Source organism: Ideonella sp. (assembly GCF_044358605.1).
In the GTDB taxonomy this organism is placed as follows: Bacteria; Pseudomonadota; Gammaproteobacteria; order Burkholderiales; family Burkholderiaceae_C; genus Ideonella.
This window is the reverse complement of sequence record NZ_JBIKNQ010000002.1, coordinates 92,378-113,129: the sequence shown is the minus strand read 5'-3', so window position 1 is coordinate 113,129 and position 20,752 is coordinate 92,378. Positions and strand designations below refer to the sequence as shown.

General features: G+C 63.9%; 21 protein-coding genes. 10 read left to right on the top strand and 11 right to left on the bottom strand.

The window, feature by feature from the left end; all coding sequences use genetic code 11:
* Positions 1–97: 97 nt before the first annotated feature.
* From tal to ACIQ3Q_RS01360, 5 genes are all read left to right on the top strand, one after another.
* Positions 98–1,048, top strand: coding sequence for a transaldolase (gene tal, locus ACIQ3Q_RS01380; protein ID WP_396267165.1), 951 nt, complete (start codon positions 98–100; stop codon positions 1,046–1,048).
* A 1-nt stretch (position 1,049) separates the two neighbouring features.
* Positions 1,050–2,759, top strand: coding sequence for a glucose-6-phosphate isomerase (gene pgi, locus ACIQ3Q_RS01375; RefSeq protein ID WP_396267164.1), 1,710 nt, complete (start codon positions 1,050–1,052; stop codon positions 2,757–2,759).
* Positions 2,756–3,415: an HAD-IA family hydrolase gene (locus ACIQ3Q_RS01370; protein ID WP_396267163.1), complete on the top strand. Its 660-nt coding sequence runs from the start codon at positions 2,756–2,758 to the stop codon at positions 3,413–3,415. The genes pgi and ACIQ3Q_RS01370 overlap by 4 nt, the downstream gene beginning before the upstream one ends.
* 135 nt (positions 3,416–3,550) lie before the next feature.
* The gene (locus tag ACIQ3Q_RS01365; RefSeq protein ID WP_396267162.1) at positions 3,551–3,979 is read left to right on the top strand and encodes an Hsp20/alpha crystallin family protein; all 429 of its coding nucleotides are present in this window, start codon (positions 3,551–3,553) and stop codon (positions 3,977–3,979) included.
* A 194-nt stretch (positions 3,980–4,173) separates the two neighbouring features.
* Positions 4,174–4,335 (top strand): hypothetical protein, encoded by a 162-nt coding sequence (locus tag ACIQ3Q_RS01360; RefSeq protein WP_396267161.1) that lies wholly within the window; start codon positions 4,174–4,176, stop codon positions 4,333–4,335.
* Between the two features lie 1,331 nt (positions 4,336–5,666).
* On the opposite strand, the gene ACIQ3Q_RS01355 is transcribed toward ACIQ3Q_RS01360, so the two are convergent.
* A complete protein-coding gene (locus ACIQ3Q_RS01355; RefSeq protein WP_396267160.1) occupies positions 5,667–6,875 on the bottom strand; it encodes a M20 aminoacylase family protein in 1,209 nt (402 codons plus the stop codon).
* A gap of 107 nt (positions 6,876–6,982) precedes the next feature.
* Positions 6,983–8,125: an ABC transporter substrate-binding protein gene (locus ACIQ3Q_RS01350; protein ID WP_396267159.1), complete on the bottom strand. Its 1,143-nt coding sequence runs from the start codon at positions 8,123–8,125 to the stop codon at positions 6,983–6,985.
* Positions 8,126–8,295: 170 nt separating this feature from the next.
* Between ACIQ3Q_RS01350 and ACIQ3Q_RS01345 the strand changes: the two genes are divergently transcribed.
* From ACIQ3Q_RS01345 to ACIQ3Q_RS01335, 3 genes are read left to right on the top strand one after another with little or no spacing between them, the layout of a single operon-like run.
* The gene (locus ACIQ3Q_RS01345) at positions 8,296–10,374 is read left to right on the top strand and encodes a molybdopterin-dependent oxidoreductase (protein WP_396267156.1); all 2,079 of its coding nucleotides are present in this window, start codon (positions 8,296–8,298) and stop codon (positions 10,372–10,374) included.
* A 5-nt stretch (positions 10,375–10,379) separates the two neighbouring features.
* Complete coding sequence (locus ACIQ3Q_RS01340) at positions 10,380–11,486, top strand: aminopeptidase (RefSeq protein WP_396267155.1); 1,107 nt, start codon at positions 10,380–10,382, stop codon at positions 11,484–11,486.
* A 19-nt stretch (positions 11,487–11,505) separates the two neighbouring features.
* A complete protein-coding gene (locus ACIQ3Q_RS01335) occupies positions 11,506–11,820 on the top strand; it encodes a polyhydroxyalkanoic acid system family protein (protein ID WP_396267154.1) in 315 nt (104 codons plus the stop codon).
* 82 nt (positions 11,821–11,902) lie between these two features.
* Here ACIQ3Q_RS01335 and ACIQ3Q_RS01330 read toward each other — a convergent pair whose 3' ends face one another.
* Positions 11,903–12,157, bottom strand: a complete 255-nt coding sequence (locus ACIQ3Q_RS01330) for an acyl-CoA-binding protein (RefSeq protein ID WP_396267153.1) — start codon at positions 12,155–12,157, stop codon at positions 11,903–11,905.
* A gap of 107 nt (positions 12,158–12,264) precedes the next feature.
* Here ACIQ3Q_RS01330 and ACIQ3Q_RS01325 point away from each other — a divergent pair, with 107 nt between their 5' ends.
* Positions 12,265–13,698: a wax ester/triacylglycerol synthase family O-acyltransferase gene (locus ACIQ3Q_RS01325; protein WP_396267152.1), complete on the top strand. Its 1,434-nt coding sequence runs from the start codon at positions 12,265–12,267 to the stop codon at positions 13,696–13,698.
* Here the strand turns inward: ACIQ3Q_RS01325 and ACIQ3Q_RS01320 are convergent.
* Positions 13,690–14,181 (bottom strand): GNAT family N-acetyltransferase, encoded by a 492-nt coding sequence (locus ACIQ3Q_RS01320; RefSeq protein ID WP_396267151.1) that lies wholly within the window; start codon positions 14,179–14,181, stop codon positions 13,690–13,692. The genes ACIQ3Q_RS01325 and ACIQ3Q_RS01320 overlap by 9 nt on opposite strands.
* 37 nt (positions 14,182–14,218) lie before the next feature.
* Entirely contained in the window at positions 14,219–14,905 is a 687-nt protein-coding gene (locus tag ACIQ3Q_RS01315) for a cytochrome b/b6 domain-containing protein (protein ID WP_396267150.1), read from the bottom strand.
* Between the two features lie 214 nt (positions 14,906–15,119).
* On the opposite strand from ACIQ3Q_RS01315, the gene ACIQ3Q_RS01310 reads away from it, so the two are divergent.
* Complete coding sequence (locus ACIQ3Q_RS01310) at positions 15,120–15,572, top strand: c-type cytochrome (RefSeq protein WP_396267149.1); 453 nt, start codon at positions 15,120–15,122, stop codon at positions 15,570–15,572.
* Positions 15,573–15,689: 117 nt separating this feature from the next.
* Here the strand turns inward: ACIQ3Q_RS01310 and ACIQ3Q_RS01305 are convergent, their stop codons facing one another.
* From ACIQ3Q_RS01305 to ACIQ3Q_RS01280, 6 genes are all read right to left on the bottom strand, one after another.
* Complete coding sequence (locus ACIQ3Q_RS01305; RefSeq protein ID WP_396267148.1) at positions 15,690–16,223, bottom strand: hypothetical protein; 534 nt, start codon at positions 16,221–16,223, stop codon at positions 15,690–15,692.
* Positions 16,224–16,315: 92 nt separating this feature from the next.
* A complete protein-coding gene (locus ACIQ3Q_RS01300) occupies positions 16,316–17,161 on the bottom strand; it encodes a PhzF family phenazine biosynthesis protein (RefSeq protein WP_396267147.1) in 846 nt (281 codons plus the stop codon).
* Positions 17,162–17,179: 18 nt separating this feature from the next.
* On the bottom strand, positions 17,180–18,400 hold the full coding sequence (locus ACIQ3Q_RS01295) for a PLP-dependent aminotransferase family protein (RefSeq protein ID WP_396267145.1): 1,221 nt from the start codon (positions 18,398–18,400) through the stop codon (positions 17,180–17,182).
* Positions 18,397–19,104, bottom strand: a complete 708-nt coding sequence (locus tag ACIQ3Q_RS01290) for an aspartate/glutamate racemase family protein (protein ID WP_396267144.1) — start codon at positions 19,102–19,104, stop codon at positions 18,397–18,399. The genes ACIQ3Q_RS01295 and ACIQ3Q_RS01290 overlap by 4 nt, the downstream gene beginning before the upstream one ends.
* Positions 19,101–20,096, bottom strand: a complete 996-nt coding sequence (locus ACIQ3Q_RS01285; RefSeq protein WP_396267143.1) for a DMT family transporter — start codon at positions 20,094–20,096, stop codon at positions 19,101–19,103. Before ACIQ3Q_RS01285 ends, ACIQ3Q_RS01290 begins: the two co-directional genes overlap by 4 nt.
* On the bottom strand, positions 20,093–20,689 hold the full coding sequence (locus tag ACIQ3Q_RS01280) for a LysE family translocator (protein ID WP_396267203.1): 597 nt from the start codon (positions 20,687–20,689) through the stop codon (positions 20,093–20,095). Before ACIQ3Q_RS01280 ends, ACIQ3Q_RS01285 begins: the two co-directional genes overlap by 4 nt.
* Positions 20,690–20,752: the final 63 nt, after the last annotated feature.

Here is a 20,752-nt window from a genome sequence, read left to right as displayed (position 1 = left end):
GGTGGGGGCGTCGGCAGCGCTGGCATCATTCTGGTTTGCTCGCTGCCCCAGGCTCGCCTTAAGCAGCACGACCGTCCACCCCACCAAGGCCCAGCCCATGAACCAACTCGATCAACTCAAGGCCCACACCATCGTCGTGGCCGACACCGGCAACTTCAAGCAGATGGCGCAGTTTGCGCCGCGTGACGCCACCACCAACCCATCACTGATCCTGAAGGCGGTGCAGCAGCCGGACTACGCTCCCTTGCTGACCGACACCGTGGCCGCCCACCGCAGCGCGGCGCTCGACGAGATCGTCGACCAAGTGCTGGTGCGTTTTGGCCTAGAGATCCTCAAGGTCGTGCCGGGCCGCGTCTCTACTGAAGTCGATGCGCGCCTCTCATTTGACACCGCCGCCACCGTGGCCCGCGCCCGCTGCCTGATGGCCTTGTATGAGGCCGCTGGCATCGGCCGCGACCGCGTGCTCATCAAGATCGCTTCCACCTGGGAAGGCATCCAAGCTGCTGCCGAACTGGAGCGTGAAGGCATCCACTGCAACCTGACCTTGCTGTTCTCCTTTGCCCAGGCCGTGGCCTGTGGCGACGCCAAAGTTCAGCTCATCTCACCCTTTGTGGGCCGCATCTACGACTGGTACAAAAAGCAGGCCGGTGCGCAGTGGGACGAGGCAGCCATGGCCGGCGCCAACGACCCCGGCGTGAAGTCCGTCGCCAGCATCTATAACTTCTACAAGAAGCACGGTATTGCCACCGAGGTCATGGGGGCCAGCTTCCGCAATGTCGGGCAGATCGTGGCCTTGGCGGGTTGCGACCTCCTCACCATCAGCCCCGACCTGCTGGCCCAACTGCAAGCCAGCGAGGCGCCTCTCGCGGCTGCGCTGAGCGCCCAGGTTGCACAGGCCATGAACATCCCGGCTCTGAGCCTGGATGAAAAGGCCTTCCGCTGGGCCATGAACGAAGACGCCATGGCCACCGAGAAGCTGGCCGAAGGCATTCGCCTGTTCGCGGTGGACGCGGGCAAGCTCGACAAACTGATCACAGAAAGCAAGTGACATGAGCAAGGCAGTGGGGGGAGTGGCCTGGACGGCCCTGGCAGGGCATTACCAAGCCCATGGGCGTGATCTGAAGCTGCAAGAGCGTTTTGCCAGTGACGCGGCACGCTTCGAGCGCTTCAGCCTGCAAGCGCCCGAGGTGTTTGCCGACCTGTCCAAGAACCTGTGGGACGAACACACCCGCCGCCTGCTGCTGGAGCTGGCCCAAGAAGCCGACCTGCCCGCCCACCGCGAGGCCTTGTTCACGGGGCAGCCCATCCAGAAAGCGCTGGGCCGCCCCGAGCTTTCTGGCGCCCCCTTGGGGGGCCGGGACGGGCAAAGCCCGGACCTTGGGGGCCTCCTCAACAGCACCGAGGGGCGTGCGGTGCTGCACACCGCTTTGCGCGCGCCGCGCGGTGCAGCACCCTTCAGCGACGATGTGCACGCCGTGCTGGACGCCCTGCTGGCCTATGCCGACAGCGTGCGCGCTGAAGCTGACGCCGGCCGCATCACCGATGTGGTGAACATCGGCATTGGCGGCTCCGACCTCGGCCCGGCCATGGCCACCATCGCCTTGCAGCCTTGGCAGCACCGAGGCCTGAACCTGCACTTTGTCTCGAATGTCGACGGGCACGACATTGCGCCCTTGCTGGCCCGTTTGGATGCCCGCAAGACCCTGTTCATCATCGCCTCCAAGACCTTCACCACCCAAGAGACCATGGCCAACGCCCAGGCGGCGCGGGCGTGGTTCTTGGCCCAGGGTGGGGTGGACACCGCCCGCCACTTTGTGGGCGTGACCACCAACCTCAAGGCCGCGGCCGACTTTGGCATCACGCAGACTTTTGGATTTTGGGATTGGGTGGGCGGCCGCTACTCCTTGTGGAGCGCCATTGGCCTGCCCCTGGCCATTGCCATCGGCCCAGAGCCCTTCCGCGACTTCTTGGCCGGTGCCCACGCCATGGACGAGCACTTCCGCCACACCCCCCTGGCCCAAAACCTGCCCGTGCAACTGGGGCTGCTGGACGTTTGGTACCGCAACTTCCACGGCTTTGGCAGCCGCTCGGTGGCGCCTTATCACCAGGGCTTGCGCCGCTTTGCGGCCTATCTGCAGCAGTTGGAGATGGAGTCGAACGGCAAATGTGTGGACCAAGGCGGCGCGCCGCTGACGGTGGCCACCAGCCCGGTGGTCTGGGGTGAGGCCGGCACCAACGGCCAGCACGCTTACTTCCAGATGCTGCACCAGGGCACGGATGTGATCCCGGTGGACTTCATCGCCGTCAAAACTCCCACGCACACGCGCTACCCCTTGCCCGATGCAGTGCGCGCGCAACTGGCCGACCAACACACCAAACTGCTGGCCAACTGCCTGGCCCAAAGCCAGGCGCTGATGCAAGGCAAGACGGCCGCTGAAGCCCTGGGCGAAAAGGCCCCCACCGCCTCACCCGATCTGGCGCCTGAGGTTCTGGCCCGCCACCGCAGCTTTCCCGGCAACCGGCCCAGCACCACCTTGCTGCTGGAGGCACTCACCCCGCGTGCCCTGGGAGCCTTGATTGCCCTGCACGAGCACCGCGTCTTCACCAGCGGCGTCATCTGGGGCATCAACAGCTTTGACCAATGGGGCGTGGAACTGGGCAAAGCCCTGTGCAATCAACTGCTGCCTCGTCTGGGCTCTGGCGACGTGAGTGGCCTCGACGCCTCCACCGCAGGCCTGCTCACCAAGCTCCGCTCATGATGTCGTTAAACCTTTCTGCCGCACAGCGGCCCGTGGTGTTCGACTTTGGTGCCGTGGTCTTCCGCTGGCGCCCTATCGACTTGATGATGCGCGTGCTGCCCATGCGTGCCACCAGCCCAGAGACGGCCCAGCATTGGGTGAAAGAAGTCTTCCAAGACTTCAAGGGCGACTGGGCCTTGTTTGACGCGGGGCAGATCGAGGTGGATCCCTTGTGCCAGCGCATTGCCGCGCGCACCGGCTTGTCGCCGCAAGACGTGCATGCCGTGGTGCTGGGCGTGGCCGAAGAGCTGCAGCCCATGCCCGAGACGTTTGCCCTGATGCGCGAGCTGCACGCGGCGGGCCACCCGATTTACTTTCTCTCCAACATGCCCAGCCCGCTGGCTGATCACCTGGAGCAGCACCACCCTCAGGTGTTTGAGATGATGAGCGACGGCGTGTTCTCAGGACGTGTGGGCCTGATCAAACCCGACCCCGCCATCTTCGCGCTGACCTTGGCGCAGTTTGGCTGGAGTGCTGAGCAAGCCGCCCAAGCCCTGTTCATTGACGACCACCCCGCCAACGTGGCGGCGTCAATCCAGGCTGGCCTGCCTGCACTGCGCTTCACCACCGCCGAGCCATTGCGCAGCGACCTGCGGGGTTTGGGTTTCGCGGTCTGAATGCGAAGTTGCGCTGCGTCAAACTTAGACGCAGCGCTCTGAAAGTCAGCTCTTGAAGTTTGCGGGCACGACCTCTATCTGAGTGTCATGCGACCCCACGTGGTCGTTCGCCACTGCAAGCTTCAAGGAGTTGCCATGAACGTCATTTCTTCCCGCACTGGTTTGTTGGACGAGTTCCTGCGTGACATCGCAGGCCCCGCTTTCTTTGTGCGCCCGCTGCACGGCGAGGCCCCGCCCGCTCCCATCAAGATCGATGTCAGCGAAGACGCGGAGGGCTACACCCTGCACGCCGAGCTGCCCGGTGTGAACAAGCAAGACATCCACGTCGACATCGACGGCCCCGTGGTTAGCCTCAAGGCTGAGATTAAGCAAGTCGACCGACAGACCGAGGCAGGGCGTGTGCTGCGCGCAGAGCGCTATGTGGGGACTGTCTCGCGCAGCTTGCAACTGCCGGTGGACATCGACCGTGACGCTGCTCAGGCTCGTTATGACAACGGGGTGCTCACCCTGACGCTGCCCAAGAAGCGGCCGGATACGTCGTCCAAGCGCATCACCATCAATTGAGCAGAAGATGGTGGAATGCGGCAGGCCGGTTTTTTCTTGCCGCATTCGCAGCGCAGGGCAGTCTCAGCGCGCTGAGGCAATCGTGGCCGAGCGCATGCAGAGGGGCGCTCGTAGCGCACTACACGGCAATCGCTAACCTGGGGGTGCCAACCAGTTGCCCGCGTGCGGGAAGCGCTGCCCCCGACGACGATCATGTGATCGCCGCCGCAGTGGCCGCCAGAGCCACCTTGATCGTCACCGGCGACGGCAAACACCTGCTGCCCATAGGCTCGCATCGGGGCATCGCCACTATCGAGCCGACCGAGGCCTTGCGGCGCATCATCTCAACCAACCCGAGCGGCCTATTGGGTTTGTGATGCCCCTAGGAAAAGAGGTATAGGCCGCAAAGCGGGCGATTCGGTGGAGCAATAGTGATTGTCAGGGGGGCTGTAGATTTGAGGCCTGACACCGACTTCGTTGATATCAGATCAGCGCCCTATGAGAGTCTCGAGTCGGCTAGCTGCTGCGCTGCCGCCTCAAGTTCTGCTGGCATGGGCGTAAGAAGTTCATGCCGAACTGGCAGAACAGGGCCCTTCCAGCTTTCGGGAACGAAGCTTGATGCATGCTCATATGCCCCGCAGGTCACACACCAAGCCCAATAACTTCCTGGTCCAGAGAACCTCACGCCCCGCATCTCGCGAGGAGCCAGCTTGTCGAGCAAGTAGTACTGACGCAGAGACTGGTTTCCGCACACAGGGCAAGGAGCCGCGACATTCAAGCCCCCGGCCCCTCTGAATGCTTCTCGCCAAGCTAGAGCCTTGTCAACGGGAACACCTCTCCAACTATTCGGCTGCATCACTATCCTCTAGAGATCATTGTGACCCCGGTCAGAACGAAGACTATCGCATTGGCTGCTACACACAGGAGTCGAGAATTTGTCTTGTCAGGGTCCGGCGGGTACTCGAACACCTTGCTAAGGGAGACCGTACGCCCATGGGTGAAGGCCCAGATGTTGTACGTTCCTAGCGCTAAACCGATTGTTCCGAAAAACACGTTGGGGCCAAGATAGCCTGACGCAAGCTTCGGTGCGACTGATACGAGCCAAAAGGCCAAACTCGATGCCAGCGCCACATGACCCAGTAGCCTTGCCGATGGTGAACGCCCAATGGAGGCCAAGGTGAGTACATGTCCGTAAAAAAGTGGTGACCAATCACACCAGAGCTCTGTCCCACAGCGCGTGCACGCTCTGACATCAGCCGCATTCGAAGTCTCGCACTTTGGGCATGTGTGGCGCTTCACTTCAACAGTGTGTGCTGTTCGGTGCATCGCAGTCACTCCAAATCAACAAGGTGCATAGATCAGCCCTGAGGACACACAGGCAGCGTGGCCTAAAGCAGGCGGCCTATCAATCAAACCAGCAGCGGCGCAATCCCAGCACTAGAAGCTAGATCGCGAAAGGCGCAGATAGCTGATGAAAAAGACCAAGACTGCCCACGCCCCGGGGCGTTCTCAGCATCAGGCCCCAGAGCAGCCTACTCATTGATCGTTTTGAAAGCTCATGGATCCCCCACATCTGTTCTGCTGCGTTCTGCTAGGCCAAGCGCTTGCTTCTGCGTCCGCCTCGTGCTGACGTAGTCGCAAACGACAGGCTCGCAAAGCCCTTAGGGCGGGCAGGTACCGTCCACAACAGGACCCCTCAGGGTGAACCTCACCCCTTCGCCAAAAACTTCTCCACCAACTTCACCCACAGCGACCCCCCCAGCGGAATCAACTCGTCGTTGAAATCGTAGTGCGGGTTGTGCAGGTTGCAGGGGCCGAGGTGGGCGGCGTCGTGGCCCAGGCTGTAGGCGGCGCGGTGGGCGCCGTCGCCGTTGCCAATCACAAAGTAGGCGCCGGGTTTGGCTTGCAAGAAGTAGCTGAAGTCCTCGGCGCCCATGGTGGGCTCAAACTCGTGGGTGTGGGCGGGGCCGACCAGGTCTTGCATCACGCTGCGCACAAAGTCGGCCTCGGCGTGGTGGTTGATGGTGGGCGGGTAGTTGCGGTGGAACTCAAAGTTCACCGTGGCGCCAAAGGCGGCGGCGGTGTGCTGGGCGATGTCGCGCATGCGCTGCTCGACCATGTCCAGCACCTCCACGGTGAAGGTGCGTACCGTGCCTTGGATCTCACAGGTGTCGGGCACCACATTGGTGGCCTCCCCGGTGTGGATCATGGTCACCGAGATCACGGCCGCGTCCGTCGGCTTTTTGTTGCGGGTGACCACGGTCTGGAAGGCCTGAACCATTTGGCAGGCCACGGGCACCGGGTCGATGCCGTTGTGGGGCAGGGCGGCGTGCGAGCCCTTGCCGGTGATGGTGATCTTGAACTCATTGCTCGACGCCATGGCCGGGCCGCGGCAGACGGCAAAGTCACCGGCGGCCATGCCGGGCCAGTTGTGCATGCCGAAGATGGCGTCCATGGGGAAGCGCTCGAACAGGCCGTCCTTGATCATCTCGCGTGCGCCGCCGCCGCCTTCTTCGGCGGGCTGGAACACGAGGTACACGGTGCCGTCAAAGTCGCGGTGTTTTGCCAAGTGCTTGGCCGCGGCCAGCAACATGGCGGTGTGGCCGTCGTGCCCGCAAGCGTGCATCTTGCCCGGGTGCTTGCTGGCATGGGCAAAGGTGTTGAACTCGGTCATGGGCAGGGCGTCGATATCGGCGCGCAGGCCCACGGCCCGAGCACTGGTGCCGGCCTTGATGATGCCGACCACACCGGTGGTGCCTAGGCCGCGGTGGATCTCGATGCCCCAGCTTTGCAACTGCTGGGCCACCACGTCGGCGGTGCGCACCTCTTGAAAGCACAGCTCCGGATGGGCGTGGATGTCGCGTCGGATGGCGGCGATGTCGGCCGCCGCAGCGACGATGTTGTCAATGAGTTTCATCAGGCAGTCCCAAAGTACATGCGCCGCATCTTAGTGCGGCGCATGCGGCCCTGCCAGCCGCAGGGATTGGGGTTGCCCCGGGGGCTGGGGCTCGCGTTGGACGGGCCTTAGCGGCGCACGCCGCCGTCTTCCGTCAGCATGGATACCTCGACAAAGCGCGAGGCCACATGGTTGGTGCGGCTGAAGTTAACTTGGAAGCCGCCGAAGTTGACGTTGGTCATGGACTCCAAGCCACTAATCAAGCCGTCTCGGCTCAGGGTGCGCGAGCGGCGCAGGCCCTCTACAAACACCCGTGCGGCCAAATAACCTTCCATGCTGGAATAGTTGGGCTTGGCGTCGGCCCCGGCGGCCTTCACCGCGTCGAGATAGTCGCGGGTGATCTGCATGCTCTGTGTGTAAGGGTAGGGCACCACCTGGCTGACCAGCACCCCTCGGGCTTCCCGGCCGAGTTCGTCAGCCAAAGCCTGAGTGCCCACAAACGACACATTGAAAAAGGTACCGCCGTAGCCTGCCTTGCGCGCCTCGCGCACAAAAGCGGCGCAGCTCTTGTAGGCCGAGATCTGCACCACTGCGTCGGGCCTGGCGGGGACAATGGTTTTGACAGCGGCTGCCACGTCGGTACTGTTGCGCTCTACCGTGCCGATGGCCACGGGCTCCAGACGCTGTGCCTTCAAGGCTTTGGTCACGCCGTCTAAACCGGCTTGGCCATAGCTGTCGTTCTGTCGGAACACCGCGATCTTGTTCAGGCCCAGGGCGGTCAGTTGCTTGACGATCAGGCCCGTCTCGTCGTCGTACGAGGCCCGCAGATGAAACACATTGCGTGAAAACGGCTCGCGCAGACCCATGGCCCCGGTGAAGGGCCCGAAAAAGGGAATGCGGGCATCGTTGATCAGAGGCAGTGCGGCCATGCCGGTGGGGGTGCCCACATAGCCAAACAACGCAAACACGTTGTCGTTGATGAACTTTTCGGTATTGGCCTTGCAGCGCCCCGGTTCATAGCCGTCGTCCAACGTCCGCAGCTCAATGGTGGCGCCATTGACCCCACCACTGGCGTTGACTTGGTCAAAGCAAAGGCGAGCGCCTCGGTTCAATTGCAAGCCCAATTGGGCGGCGGGGCCAGAAAACGCGGCCGATTGGCCGAGGATGAGGCGCCCGTCGCGTTGTGCAAAACTGGGCAAGGAGGTGGTGGCCGCAGCACTGAGGGCGGCCAAGCGCTGCAAGGCAGCGCGGCGAGGAACGTTACAGCTCATGGTCCTGCTATTTTCTTGTCATGCCAAGCGGAAGCCACAGTGGCCCCAACATCAGGCGGTACAACACCGACTGCGCCTAGGCCCTGATTCTTGCAAAAAACCTGCCCCCAGGGAAAGAGTGTTTTCAACAGTGTGTTGGCGTGCATCAAGCCTATGACATCATGAGGGGCATGACATCCAGCCCCTCTCAACGGCTTGTAAGGGCCGCCTGCCCGCATGACTGCCCCGACACCTGTGCCATGAAGGTCACGGTCGAAGGCGAGCAGATCATTCGCATCCAGGGCGACGCCGACCATCCGCCGACTCATGGTGCGCTGTGCACCAAAGTCTCCCGTTACGCCGAGCGGGTGAACCACCCCGAGCGGGTGCTCACGCCGCTGCGCCGCGTCGGCCCCAAAGGTGCCGGGCAGTTTGAGCCCATCTCCTGGGACCAGGCCTTGCACGAAGTGGCCACCCGGCTGGGTGCCATCGCCCAGCGCAACCCCGAGGCCATCCTGCCTTATAGCTATGCCGGCACCATGGGCTTGGTGCAGGGCGAAAGCATGGCGGCGCGCTTCTTCCACAAGCTCGGCGCTTCTTTGCTGAACCGCACCATTTGTGCCTCCGCGGGGGGTGAGGGCTTGCAGCAGACCTACGGCGGCAAGGTCGGCATGCATGTCGAGCACTTCACAGAGAGCCGCCTGATCCTGATTTGGGGCAGCAACTCCATCGCCTCCAATCTGCACTTTTGGACCTTTGCCCAAGCGGCTAAGCGGGCAGGGGCCAAGCTGATCGCCATTGACCCCCGCCACACCGAAACCGCGCAGAAGTGCCACCAGCACATTGCCTTGCTGCCCGGCACTGACGGCGCGCTGGCCCTGGGGCTGATGCATGAGCTGATCGTTAACGACTGGCTGGATCACGACTACTTGGCGCAGCATGTCGAGGGCTGGCCGGCGCTGCGCGAGCGCGCCTTGACGTGGCCGCCCGAGCGGGTGGCTGAGGTTTGCGGCATCACCGCCGATGAAGTGCGGGGCCTAGCCCGCGACTACGGCACCACGGCGCCCGTCGCTATTCGGCTCAATTACGGCATGCAGCGGGTGCGTGGCGGCGGCAATGCCACGCGGCTGATCGCCCTGCTGCCGTGCTTGGTGGGGGCGTGGCGCCACAAGGCTGGGGGCATGTTGATGAGTGCGTCAGGCTGGTTCAAGCCCGTGCGCAACGACGCCTGGTTGCAGCGGCCCGACCTGCTGGCCGGGCGCCAACCCCGCACCTTGAACATGAGCACGGTCGGGCAAGACCTGCTGCGCGAGTCCTCGCCCGACTTTGGCCCCAAGGTCGAGGCCTTGGTGGTCTACAACAGCAACCCGGTGGCCGTGGCACCGCAGTCGCGTCAAGTGGTGGCGGGCTTTGCGCGGGACGACCTGTTCACCGTGGTGTTGGAGCACTTCCTGACCGACACGGCCGACCATGCCGACATCGTGCTGCCCGCCACCATGCAGCTTGAGCACTGGGACGCCCACACCAGCTACGGCCACACCTATGCCCTGGTGAATGAGCCGGCGGTGCGGCCGCGCGGAGAGGCGCGCTCCAACTGCGAGATCTTCAGGCAGCTGGCCGCGCGCATGGGTTTCACCGAGCCTTGCTTTGCCGACAGCGATGAGACCCTGGCGGCGCAGGCCTTCACCGACGCGGTGCCGTTCGAAACCTTGCGCCGCGAGGGCTGGGTCAAGCTGCCGCTGCCCGATGCGCCCTTTGCCCAAGGCGGCTTCCCCACCCCCAATGGCAAGGCCTGGGCCACTGGCCCCGGCGTGCCGCTGCCCGACCATGTGCCCAACTACGAAAGCGTGGTGTCGGCCCCGGCCTTGGCCCAGCGCTTCCCACTGGCCATGATCTCGCCGCCGGCCCGCAACTTCCTCAACTCGACCTTTGTCAACGTCAAGAGCCTGCGTGACATCGAAGCCGAGCCGGTGCTGGAGATGCATGCCGACGATGCGGCGCAGCGCGGCATTGCCGATGGCGACACCGTGCGCGTCTTCAACGAGCGCGGCGACTACCACTGCGTGGCCCGCATCAACCAACGGGCACGCCCGGGCGTGGTCAACGGCCTGGGCATTTGGTGGCGCAAGCTGGGCTTGAACCGCACCAATGTCAATGAAGTGACGCACCAGCAACTGACCGACCTGGGGCAGGCGCCCAGCTTCTATGACTGCTTGGTTGACGTGGCGCCGCTGGGGGCCGCTCAGTCCCAGGCCCTGGCGCGGGCCTGACGGACATGCGTTTGAGACGTTGGCTTTTGGCGCTGCCCCTGGGCGGGGTGGTGCTGGCCTTGCTGGCGGCCGCTACGTTGTGCCTGACCAGCGGCTGCAGCAGCGTGGGTTATCTGGCCCAATCGGCCACGGGCCACTTGGCCTTGGTGGGAGCAGCCAAGCCCGTGCCCGAATGGCTGGCCGATGAACAAACTCCGGCCCCACTCAAGCAACGCCTGGCCCAAAGCCAGCAGATGCGGGCCTTTGCGGTGAGTGAGCTGAAACTGCCCGACAACGACAGCTACCGCCGCTATGCCGACCTGGAGCGCAATGCGGCGGTGTGGAATGTGGTGGCGGCGCCGGAACTGTCTCTGACGCTCAAAACCTGGTGCTTCCCGGTGGTGGGTTGCGTGGGCTATCGCGGCTACTTTGACGAAGCTGCGGCCCAGGCCGAGGCGGCGGCCTTGCGCGAGCAGGGCTTGGAGGCCAGTGTCTACCCGGTGCCGGCCTATTCAACGCTGGGCATGAGTGACTGGTTGGGGGGCGATCCGCTGCTCAACACCTTCATCCAGTGGCCCGAGGCCGACTTGGCGCGCCTGATCTTTCATGAGCTGTCGCACCAAGTGGTGTTCATCAAGGGTGACACAACCTTCAATGAGTCCTATGCCACCGCAGTCGAGCGCTTGGGTGGCGAGCGTTGGTTACGCAGTCAAGGTCAGGCCGATGCGGTGCAACGCTATGCCACTTCAGACACCCGCCGCGCCGAAATGCGGGCGCTGACGGCCAAAACCCGGGCGGGCCTGCAGGCGCTTTACAGTGGGCCGGACAGCGACGCCGCCAAGCGGGAACGCAAGGCTGCGCTGATGGCCGAGATGCGGGCTGAGTTTGAACAACTTAAGCGCGAGCGATGGGGTGGGTTTGCCGGGTACGATGCGTTCTTTGCACGTGCCAACAACGCCACGCTGGGCATGCAGGCGGCCTATCTTCAGTGGGTGCCTGCCTTCGAGGCCTTGTTTGCACAAGAGGGGCGCGATTTTGCGCGCTTTCATGCGGCGGTGGCGCGCTTGGGGGCTCTGCCCCCCACAGAGCGCGAAGCGGCCTTGAAAGCCCTGAGCCCTGCCGGAACTTTTTGAGACAGAAAGACCTAAGCTGATGTCAGACATCAACGTACGCAAAGAGCATTGCCTGGGCTTGGCCAAGGCCCGCAAAGTGGCCATGAAGTGGGCCGAGCATGCTGAGGAGAAACTCGACATGGAATGCACCATGCTCGAAGGCGAAACCAGCGACACGCTGGAATTCAAGCGCTCGGGCGTGACGGGCCAAATGATTGTGACCGGCGACCACTTCGAGATCACTGCCAAGCTGGGCTTCTTGTTCAAGGCCTTTGCCGGCCAGTTTGAGGCCGAGACCCGCAAGCAGCTGGAAGAGGCCGTGGCCAAGGCCGAGGCCAAGATCAAGAAGGCCTGAAGCGCAGCCCCCATGAAAAACCCGGCCGCCTGTTCGACAGAGGGCCGGGTGCTGCGCTGAAGGCTGCCAAGGCAGCCGGGGCTTACTTCAGGGACTCGATCAGATCGATGTATTCCTGCATGGCGTCGTCGCTGCTCTTGCCCTTCAGGCCGTCCCAAGCGTCATATTTGGCGCGGCCCACCATGTCGGTGAAACCAGGGCGCTTGCCTTCCACATCGCCAGCCGTGGCTTGCTTGTAGAGCGCATAGATCTGCAGCAAGGTCATGTTGTCCGGTTTTTCGGGCAACTGCTTGCTTTCAGCGACGGCGGTTTCGAACTGGGCTTTCAAGTCGGCCATGGGTGTCTCCTGATCGAATGAGATGGGTGAAAGTCTGGCTTGACGCTGCTGATCTTAACCAGCATCGTCCACGTCACAAGAACTTGCGTTAGAGGAATGACTCCACCATGGCTGGCCCTTTGATTGAACGTATGTCGCGGGTGGATACCGCGTGGCTGCGCATGGACACCCCTGCCAACCTCATGATGATCGTGGGGGTCTGGCTGATTGAGCCCAGCTTGTCGGTGGCCGAGGCGCGCCAACGCGTGGCCGAGCGCTTGCTGCAATACGACCGCTTCCGCCAAAAAGTGGTGGAAGACGCAGTGGGCGCACAGTGGGTGGAGGACACCCACTTCGACATCGACGCCCATGTCGTGCCTGAAACCTTGCAGCCCGAGGCCGGCCAAACGCCGCTAGACGCCCTCAAAGACAGAGTGGCCGATCTCTCGGCCACACCGCTCGATATGCGTCGGCCGCTGTGGCAGATCCACTTGGTCGAGAACCTCGAAGACGGCCGCAGTGCCTTGGTGGTGCGCGTGCACCACTGCATCGCCGATGGCATTGCGCTCATTTCGGTGATGCTTTCCATCACCGACGGCGGCAAGGCCCCACCCAAACGCAAGCGCCGCGAACGTGACGGAGCCGAGCACGACTGGCTGGGCGAAGCCCTGATCAAGCCCATGGCCGACCTCACCATCAAGGCCATTGGCCTGACGGGGGGTGGCATGGCCAAGTCGGTCGAGCTGATGGCCAACCCGGGCCAGCCCATGGTCGAGGGCCTGGAGGCCGCGCGGGTCGGGATGCAGGTCATCAACGATGCGGCCTCACTGGCCTTGATGCCCGACGACTCCCCCACCAGCCTCAAAGGCAAGGCCACGCCGGGCAAACGCGTGGCCTGGGGCGAGCCGCTGCCGCTGGATGAGGTCAAGGCCGTTGGCCAGGCCTTGGGCGCGTCCATCAACGACGTGCTGCTGACCTGTGTGGCTGGTGCCATTGGTGAATATCTGCGCGCTCGCGGTGAAGACCCTTCAGGCAAAGAGATTCGCGCGATGGTGCCTGTCAACCTGCGCCCGCTGGAGCAGGCCTGGAAGCTCGGCAACCGCTTTGGCTTGGTGCCCCTGGTGCTGCCCGTGGGCATTGCCAACCCTGTTGCGCGCCTCGAAGCGGTGCGTGCTCGCATGAACGAGCTGAAGGGTGGCTATCAGCCCGTGCTGGCCTTTGCGCTGCTGGCCGTGGCGGGCTTGCTGATCAAGCCGGTGCAGGCCTCGCTGCTGAACATGTTTGCCAAAAAGGCGACGGCGGTGATGACCAATGTGCCGGGGCCGAAAGACCCACTTCAGTTTTGCGGCCGCACCGTCAAACAAGTGATGTTCTGGGTGCCGCAAAGTGGCGACATCGGCATGGGGGTGAGCATCCTCAGCTATGCCGGTGGCGTGCAGTTCGGCCTGATCACCGACGATGTACTCTGCCCTGAGCCCGACGCCATCATCGCCGGCTTCCGGCCCGAGTTTGAGAAGCTCTTGACGTTGGCGCTGATGCTGCCCTGGGGCAGTTCAGAGTAATTCGACCTTGAGGTAGTGGGCGCCTGGAATCGGGTTGAAGTAATACGGCGCCACCTCCTCAAAGCCCAGCGAGGTGTAGAGCTCTCGCGCGGCTTCCATGTCGTCGAGGGTGTCGAGCAGCATGCACGAGTAGCCCTCTTGGCTGGCCCGGTCTATCAGTGCCTGGGCCAGCGCGCGCCCCAAGCCAAAACGCCGGAAGGCGCGGCGCACAAACAGCCGTTTCATCTCGCAAGCGTTGGCGTAGTCGGCCTCCGGCAGGGGCCTGAACGCCCCGCAACCCGCCAGCGCGCCGTCCACCCAGGCCAAGAGCAAGCACCCGCCGGGGGCGGCATAGTCGCCCGGCAAGGCCGCCAGCTCTTGCTCGAAGTTCTGGAAGCACAGGTCCACAGCCAAGCTGCTGGCGTACTCTCGGAAAATCTCTCGAACCGCCTCCATCGCCTCGGGCGACTCAGCGGGCAGCAGTTCTATCAAGGGAGCAGGCATGGCCTAGGGGCGTAGCGGCAATGCGGCCAAGTCTACTTCAGCCGCCTTGCGCTAACACCCAGGCACCACCCGCTGCACAGGCCAAGAACAGCACCAGGGCCAAGCCGCGTTGGGCCAGGCCATCGGCGCTGGCGGGGGTGTCTGCCGGGTGCTCAGCATCGCCCGTGATCATGGGCGTGATGAGGTTCTTGCCTTTGCGCTTGTACCAAACAATGGCCGCCACGTGCAGCACCACCAGTGCGATCAAGATGATCTTGCCCCACCCTTTGTGCCAGGTGGTGGCAAGGCTGGACGTGGCGCCACTGACATAGGCCACCAAGGGCCCGGCGAAGGCAATCTCGTCGTCCGACACCAAGCCGCTGGCCACCTGCACCATCAGCACGGTCAACACCGCTAGCACTGACAGCGCCCCCAGCGGGTTGTGGCCGACATGCGCATGCTCATCGGGCGTGCTGGTTCCACGCAGATAACGCAGCAGTGCAGCCGGGCTGCGCACAAAGCTGGCAAAGCGCGACCAGCGCCCACCGAACACGCCCCAAAGCAGCCGAAACACCAGCAAACAGCCCACACCCACACCCAGGCGGGCATGCCAGACCATGGCATTGCCACCGACATTGCCGGTGATGACCAAGCCGACCACGCAGATCACCAGCAACCAATGAAAGAGCCGCGTGGGCAAGTCCCACACACGGGTAGGAACCAGAGAAGCTTGGGGTGTGGACATGGCGATGCAGAAAAAGAGGATTCAGCTTGCAACGATAACGCAGCCAGCCGGTACTCACGGGTGTCGCTTAGGGGGGCGCCCTGCTTGTCAGAACTTGAGCGACTCTCTGCGCCTTTTCAAATGCGTACACTCCACTCACGCGGGTGCTCCTTGGGGCATGCGGCGTGCACGGATGGACCCGAGGCCCCTGGCCCTCATTTTTCGGAGGATGTTTATGAAGCGTTTTACCTTGGCCGCCACGGCGGTGCTGACTCTGGCCGCAGCGTTCCCCGCAGCCGCCCAGTTCCAAAAGCCTGAAGATGCGATCAAGTATCGCAAGGCTGCTTTCACCGTGATGGCCAACCACTTTGCGCGCATTGGCGCGATGGCCAACGGCCGGGCGGCTTTTGACGCCCGCGCGGCTCAGATCAATGCCGAGATCGTCAACAACATGGCCGCGCTGCCATGGGCTGGGTTCATTGACGGCACCGCCAGCGGCGACACTCGCGCCAAGCCTGAAGTCTGGAGCAAGCCTGACGAATACAAGGCCAGCGCCATGAAGATGCAAGAAGAAGTCGCGAAGCTCAATGCAGCGGCCAAGACCGGTAACCTCGACCAGATCAAGGCGGCCTTTGGCGGCGCAGCCAAGACTTGCAAGGCCTGCCACGACGACTTCCGCAAGGAATAAGCCAGCCTGCACTTGCGCGCAGGTTTCAGCCTGCGCATGGCGCACAAAAGTCCACTGTTCAGCTTGCGCTGCAGTGGGCTTTTTCATGGGGCAGTTTTGGCCGCCCCGCACTCACACTCAGCGTTTGAGCTGACGCTTCAGGTCCAAGGCCCCGGCCTTGGCAGCTGCCAGCTCGGCCTTTTGGTACACCCGCTCTGCCTTCTCGCGCAGGGCCACGGCCTTGTCCAGCGCCTGCTGGAACTTCTCAACCGTGTAGGTGTTTTCGGTGGCGATGTAGACGCTCTTGCGCTGCGAGGCTTGGCCAAAGCGGGGCAAAAGCACCGACAAACTGCAATCACGCACCGTGCCGCCCTTGCGCAAGCGCACCACCGGCCCGGAGATACCCACGGGCAAGTCGTTGCGTTTGTGTTTGCTGGGCGCACGCTGCAAGCGCGACGCGGGAGGTGTGTTGCGGATGCGCTTTTGAAGCTCATCCATCGCCAGGTTCAAGGCCTTTTCAGCGCCACTGCCATCGGTGGTGTGGTCTGAAAAAAGCTTGGTCCCTGCATAGCGCAACTGCCAACCATGGGTACTGCGGTGGTCTATGCGTTGAATGCCCTGAGGCACTTGAAAACGCTGGCCGCTGAAAATCACGACCTCTCTGAATCTCATGAGACTCCTCGATACTGCTTGATGAATCTCTCCCCGGGGCGGAAGTGTAGGGCAGCTTGAGTCTCTCGTGAACGAGAAGTTGCAAAGATGCGCTAGTGGTTTCCCAGAATGACGGTGCCACTGATGCAGGCAGCAATGTGGCCGCCGATCCAGATGTCTGGCCCCTCGGCTTGCACATAGACCCGGCCCTGTCGGCCCATGCAGGTGCCTTGCGATACCAGGTACTGTTCTGGCGCTTGGCCGCTGCCGATCAGCCATTGCGCTAAACCGGCATTCAAGCTGCCCGTCACCGGGTCTTCGGGCACACCCAATTCCGGCACAAAAGCGCGCACTTCAAACTGGCACTCAGACCCTGCGGCGTAAGCCCCCACAACGCCCAAGTTGAGCCCTTGCAAGGCCGCGAAGTTGGGCGTGATCTGCAACACGGCCTGTGCCGAAGCGAGCTGCACCGCCAGCCAGCCGGGGCCGTTGTCCACCCATTCCAGGGCCAACAAGTCCGCGTCAGGTAAGCCCAGCACGGTGCTGACCTGCGGGCGCAAGCTGGCGTCTGCTGGGCCGCTACGCCGCAGCGGAGGGGCTGCAAACGCCAGCCGCGCGCCGTCTCGTTTGACCCGCACCAAGCCCACGCCGCACTGCTGCACCACCTGCCCAGGCTTTTTGGCCAGGCCACCCGCCGCCAACCAGGCATAGCAGCTGCCCAGGGTGGGGTGACCCGCAAAAGGCAGTTCACCACCGGGGGTAAAGATGCGCACGCGGTAGTCCGCTTGCTCATCAGTGGGTTGCAGCAGAAAGGTGGTTTCGCTGAGGTTGGTCCAGCGTGCGAAGGCGGCCATCTCGGCCTCACTGAGGCCGTCAGCGTCATGCACCACCGCCAAGGCATTGCCCAAGGTCGGGGTGGTGGTGAAGACATCCAACTGGCTGAAACGACGCAGCATCACAAACCTCTCTTGGGCCGATCAGGGGGTGGTCGCAGAAGGCGACTCGTTCAGGTGACGTTTGAGCACGCCGCCCAACAGCGCCACGGCGATTTCGATCTCGGCGGGCGGCAGCGTCACAAACGACAGGCGCAGCGTGCGGGTGTCCGCATGGTCGGCATAAAAGGCCTCGCCCGGCACATAGGCCACACCGGCCTTCACGGCTTCGGGCAGCAGGTGATAGGCGTGGCAGCCCGCAGGCAGGCGGATCCAGAAGAACATGCCGCCTTCAGGCGCCACCCACTCGCTGCCCTCGGGCAGGTGCACCTTCAGGGCTGCAGCCATGGCGTCGCGCTGGGCCTTGTAGCGGGCGCGCACAGTGGGCACGTGCTGGTCCAAGAAGCCGTTGCGGATGACCTCATAGACCACGCGCTGGTTGAAGCCCGGCGTGTGCAAATCGGCGGCCTGCTTGGCTTGCAGCAGCTTGGGGCACAGCGCGGGCGGCGCCACCACAAAGCCCAGGCGCAAGCCCGGCGCCAGCACCTTGGAGAAAGAGCCCAGGTAGATGGTGCCCTCGGGCCAGCGCGAGGCCAGCGAGGCGGGCGGCGGCTGGTCAAACCACAGGTCACCATAAGGGTTGTCTTCCAGCAGCGGCACGTTGGCAGCTTGGGCCGCAGCCACCACGGCCTGGCGGCGGGCTTCGGGCATCACCCGGCTGCTGGGGTTTTGGAAGTTGGGCAACACATACAAAAAGCGGGTGCCGGGGGCCACGCGGGGCAGGGCCTCGATGGCCTCAGGGCGTGGGCCATGGGCGTCGCTGTCCACGCTCACAAAATGCGGCTCATAGGGTGCGAAGGCTTGCAGGGCACCGAGGTAGGTGGGGGCCTCCACGGCCACGGGGGCGCTGGCGTCAATCAGCAGCTTGCCCACCAAATCGAGCCCTTGTTGGGAGCCGGTGGTGATCAGCACTTGGTTGGCATCCACCGTCTGGCCTTGGCCACGCAGCATATTGGCCACCCACTCGCGCAGCGGGCCAAAGCCCTCGCTGGCGGCGTATTGCAGGGCCTCGCGCGGGCTGTCGGTGAGCACCTTGGCGGTGGCCTCGCGCATGGCGTCGATGGGGAAGGTGTCGGGCGAGGGCAGGCCACCGGCCAGCGAGCGGATGCCCGGCTGTTCGGTCACCTTCAGGATCTCGCGGATGATGGACGGGTTCATGCGCGCCGCACGGTGCGCTTGGGTCCACAGGGGGGGTGTTGTCTTCATCGGGTGTCTCCAGTAATCCAGTCCACCGCAGCCTGAGCGTGCAGGGCAGTAGTGTCAAACAAGGGCACAGGCCAGGGGCCTGAAGCCGGGTCAATGAGCAAAGAAATCTCGGTGCAGGCCAGCACCACCGCATCACAGCCACGGTCAGCCAGTTGGCTGATGACCTGACGATAGCGCTGACGCGAGCCCTCCACCAAGCGGCCTTGGCAAAGTTCTTCAAAAATGATGCGGTGGACCTCGTCGCGGTCCGCTGCTTCGGGCACCTCGCAGCGCAGGTCAAAGTGCTGCTGCAGGTGCTGGCGCAAGAAGGCGTCTTCCATGGTGAAGCGGGTGCCGAGCAGGCCCACCCGTCGCCGCCCCGCAGCGTGCAAAGCCCGGCCTGTGGCGTCGCCAATGTGCAGCAAGGGCAAGCGGCTGTGCTGCTGGATCAACGGGGCCACCTTGTGCATGGTGTTCGTGGCGATCAATAAGCCTTGGGCCCCAGCGCGCTCTAGGCCTGCGGCGGCGTGGCCCAACAGCGCGCCCGCGTCGTCCCAACGGGCCTCACGCTGAAGTTGCGCCACGGTGTCGAAATTGACGCTGTGCAGCAGCAGCGGCGCACTGGCCAAGCCGCCCAGGCGCTGTGCCACGCCCTGGTTGATCAGGCGGTAGTAGACGCTGGTGGATTCCCAGCTCATGCCACCCAACAAGCCCAGCATGTTCATGAGGCATTCCTTGATGTCGACGGCGTGCCCACCGGCATGCGCTTGCCCACCAGCACCACGCCAATGATGGCCAGCGAAAACGCCACCGTGCTGGCCTGCAAGGGCTCGCCCAGCACCGGCACGGCCAGCAGCAAGGCCGCAAAAGGTTGGATCAACTGCACCTGGCTGACGCGCAGCGTGCCGCCCAGGGCCAGGCCCCGGTACCAGGCAAAAAAGCCCAGCCACATGGAGAACACCGTGACATAGGCAAAGCCGCCCCAGGCCGCGGCCGACGCGGGGGCGCTTGGCCAAGTCCAGAGCGCTGCCGGCAGGGTCAGCGGCAGGCTCAGTACCAGCACCCAGCAGATCACATGTTCAGCCGGCCAGGTGGCCGAGAGCTTGGCGCCCGCCACATAGCCGATGGACGCACTCAAGATGGCCAGCAGCAGCCAGCCATCGGCCCGCACCATCTGCCCACCGCCCTCGTGTAGCGCAAAAGCCAGCACCAGGCCGCAGCCCAGCACCGCGCAGGCCCAGAAGCCCAGGCTGGCGCGCTGGCCCAAGGCCCAAGCCGCCACAGCCGCTGTGCCCAAGGGCAAGATGCCGGTGACCACGGCTGCGTGCATGGAAGGCACCTCACGCAAGGCCAGCGCCAAGAACAGCGGAAAGCCCAGCACCGTGCCCAGGGCGCTGATGCCAAACAGCGGCCACTCGGCCCGCTGCGGGCGGCGCGCATGGGTGAGCCAGAGATAGGCCAGGCTTAACAGCCCCGCGCCCGCCGCCCGGCCTGCGGTGACGAACAGCGGCGGCAGTTGCGGTGCCTCCAGCGGCCCCACCGCCAGCCGTGTCATGGGCAGGGTCAGCGCAAAGATCAGCACGCCCAAGGCGCCGAGCCACAGGCCACGTGTTTGATTCTCAGCGCCCCCAAGGGTCGGGCTTTGCCCGTCCCGGCCCCCCGAGGGGGCGTCAGAAAACTTGGGGCGGCCCGGCGTTTTCTTCGGAGATTCATTCATCGCAGCAACATCCACACCGCAGTCAGCGCCAAGACCAGCGCCATGCATCGGTTGAACCACACCAGCCGCTGGCCGTGCTGCAACCAAGGCCGCAGCGCCGCACCCAGCAGCGCATAGCTGAAATTGCTGGCAAAGGCGTAGGCCGCCATCAGCGGTAGCACCACGGCCAGCCGCTCGGCCACCGGCCCCGGCGTGACCCAGCCTTGCACCACCAGCAGGGCCGCCATCCACGCCTTGATGTTCACAAACTGCAGGGCCACCCCTTGGGCAAAGCCGACCTTCAAGCGCTCGGCCTGCACTTCGCTCAAGGCGGCGGTTTGACTCAGCCTCCAGGCCATCCACAGCAAATAGGCCACGCCCGCCAGGGTCAGCCCCGTGCGCAAGGCCGGGGCGGCCTGTAGCAGCGTGCCCACGCCCGCGCTGCAGGCCAACACCAGCATCACCCAGCCCACCGGCACCGCCAAGCAAAAGGGCAGGGCCGCTTTCAGCCCCCGGTTGGCCGCCAATGCGGCAGACAGCGTGGTGTTCGGCCCGGGGGTGAAGGCCATGGCCGTGGCCAGCGCCAAAAGCGCCAGCAGGTCGGACAAAGGCATGAAGGGGAACATCTGGACAGTGTAGGCAGAGAACCGGTACAGTGGCAATACAGATTGACCGTG

What these genes read in the sequence shown, in the direction of transcription:
- tal (WP_396267165.1), top strand. Translation starts at nt 98, where the DNA reads ATGAACCAACTCGATCAACTCAAGGCCCACACCATCGTCGTGGCCGAC.
- pgi (WP_396267164.1), top strand. Translation starts at nt 1,050, where the DNA reads ATGAGCAAGGCAGTGGGGGGAGTGGCCTGGACGGCCCTGGCAGGGCAT.
- ACIQ3Q_RS01370 (WP_396267163.1), top strand. Translation starts at nt 2,756, where the DNA reads ATGATGTCGTTAAACCTTTCTGCCGCACAGCGGCCCGTGGTGTTCGAC.
- ACIQ3Q_RS01365 (WP_396267162.1), top strand. Translation starts at nt 3,551, where the DNA reads ATGAACGTCATTTCTTCCCGCACTGGTTTGTTGGACGAGTTCCTGCGT.
- ACIQ3Q_RS01355 (WP_396267160.1), bottom strand. Translation starts at nt 6,875, where the DNA reads ATGAAACTCATTGACAACATCGTCGCTGCGGCGGCCGACATCGCCGCC.
- ACIQ3Q_RS01350 (WP_396267159.1), bottom strand. Translation starts at nt 8,125, where the DNA reads ATGAGCTGTAACGTTCCTCGCCGCGCTGCCTTGCAGCGCTTGGCCGCC.
- ACIQ3Q_RS01345 (WP_396267156.1), top strand. Translation starts at nt 8,296, where the DNA reads ATGACATCCAGCCCCTCTCAACGGCTTGTAAGGGCCGCCTGCCCGCAT.
- ACIQ3Q_RS01340 (WP_396267155.1), top strand. Translation starts at nt 10,380, where the DNA reads ATGCGTTTGAGACGTTGGCTTTTGGCGCTGCCCCTGGGCGGGGTGGTG.
- ACIQ3Q_RS01335 (WP_396267154.1), top strand. Translation starts at nt 11,506, where the DNA reads ATGTCAGACATCAACGTACGCAAAGAGCATTGCCTGGGCTTGGCCAAG.
- ACIQ3Q_RS01330 (WP_396267153.1), bottom strand. Translation starts at nt 12,157, where the DNA reads ATGGCCGACTTGAAAGCCCAGTTCGAAACCGCCGTCGCTGAAAGCAAG.
- ACIQ3Q_RS01325 (WP_396267152.1), top strand. Translation starts at nt 12,265, where the DNA reads ATGGCTGGCCCTTTGATTGAACGTATGTCGCGGGTGGATACCGCGTGG.
- ACIQ3Q_RS01320 (WP_396267151.1), bottom strand. Translation starts at nt 14,181, where the DNA reads ATGCCTGCTCCCTTGATAGAACTGCTGCCCGCTGAGTCGCCCGAGGCG.
- ACIQ3Q_RS01315 (WP_396267150.1), bottom strand. Translation starts at nt 14,905, where the DNA reads ATGTCCACACCCCAAGCTTCTCTGGTTCCTACCCGTGTGTGGGACTTG.
- ACIQ3Q_RS01310 (WP_396267149.1), top strand. Translation starts at nt 15,120, where the DNA reads ATGAAGCGTTTTACCTTGGCCGCCACGGCGGTGCTGACTCTGGCCGCA.
- ACIQ3Q_RS01305 (WP_396267148.1), bottom strand. Translation starts at nt 16,223, where the DNA reads ATGAGATTCAGAGAGGTCGTGATTTTCAGCGGCCAGCGTTTTCAAGTG.
- ACIQ3Q_RS01295 (WP_396267145.1), bottom strand. Translation starts at nt 18,400, where the DNA reads ATGAAGACAACACCCCCCCTGTGGACCCAAGCGCACCGTGCGGCGCGC.
- ACIQ3Q_RS01290 (WP_396267144.1), bottom strand. Translation starts at nt 19,104, where the DNA reads ATGAACATGCTGGGCTTGTTGGGTGGCATGAGCTGGGAATCCACCAGC.
- ACIQ3Q_RS01285 (WP_396267143.1), bottom strand. Translation starts at nt 20,096, where the DNA reads ATGAATGAATCTCCGAAGAAAACGCCGGGCCGCCCCAAGTTTTCTGAC.
- ACIQ3Q_RS01280 (WP_396267203.1), bottom strand. Translation starts at nt 20,689, where the DNA reads ATGCCTTTGTCCGACCTGCTGGCGCTTTTGGCGCTGGCCACGGCCATG.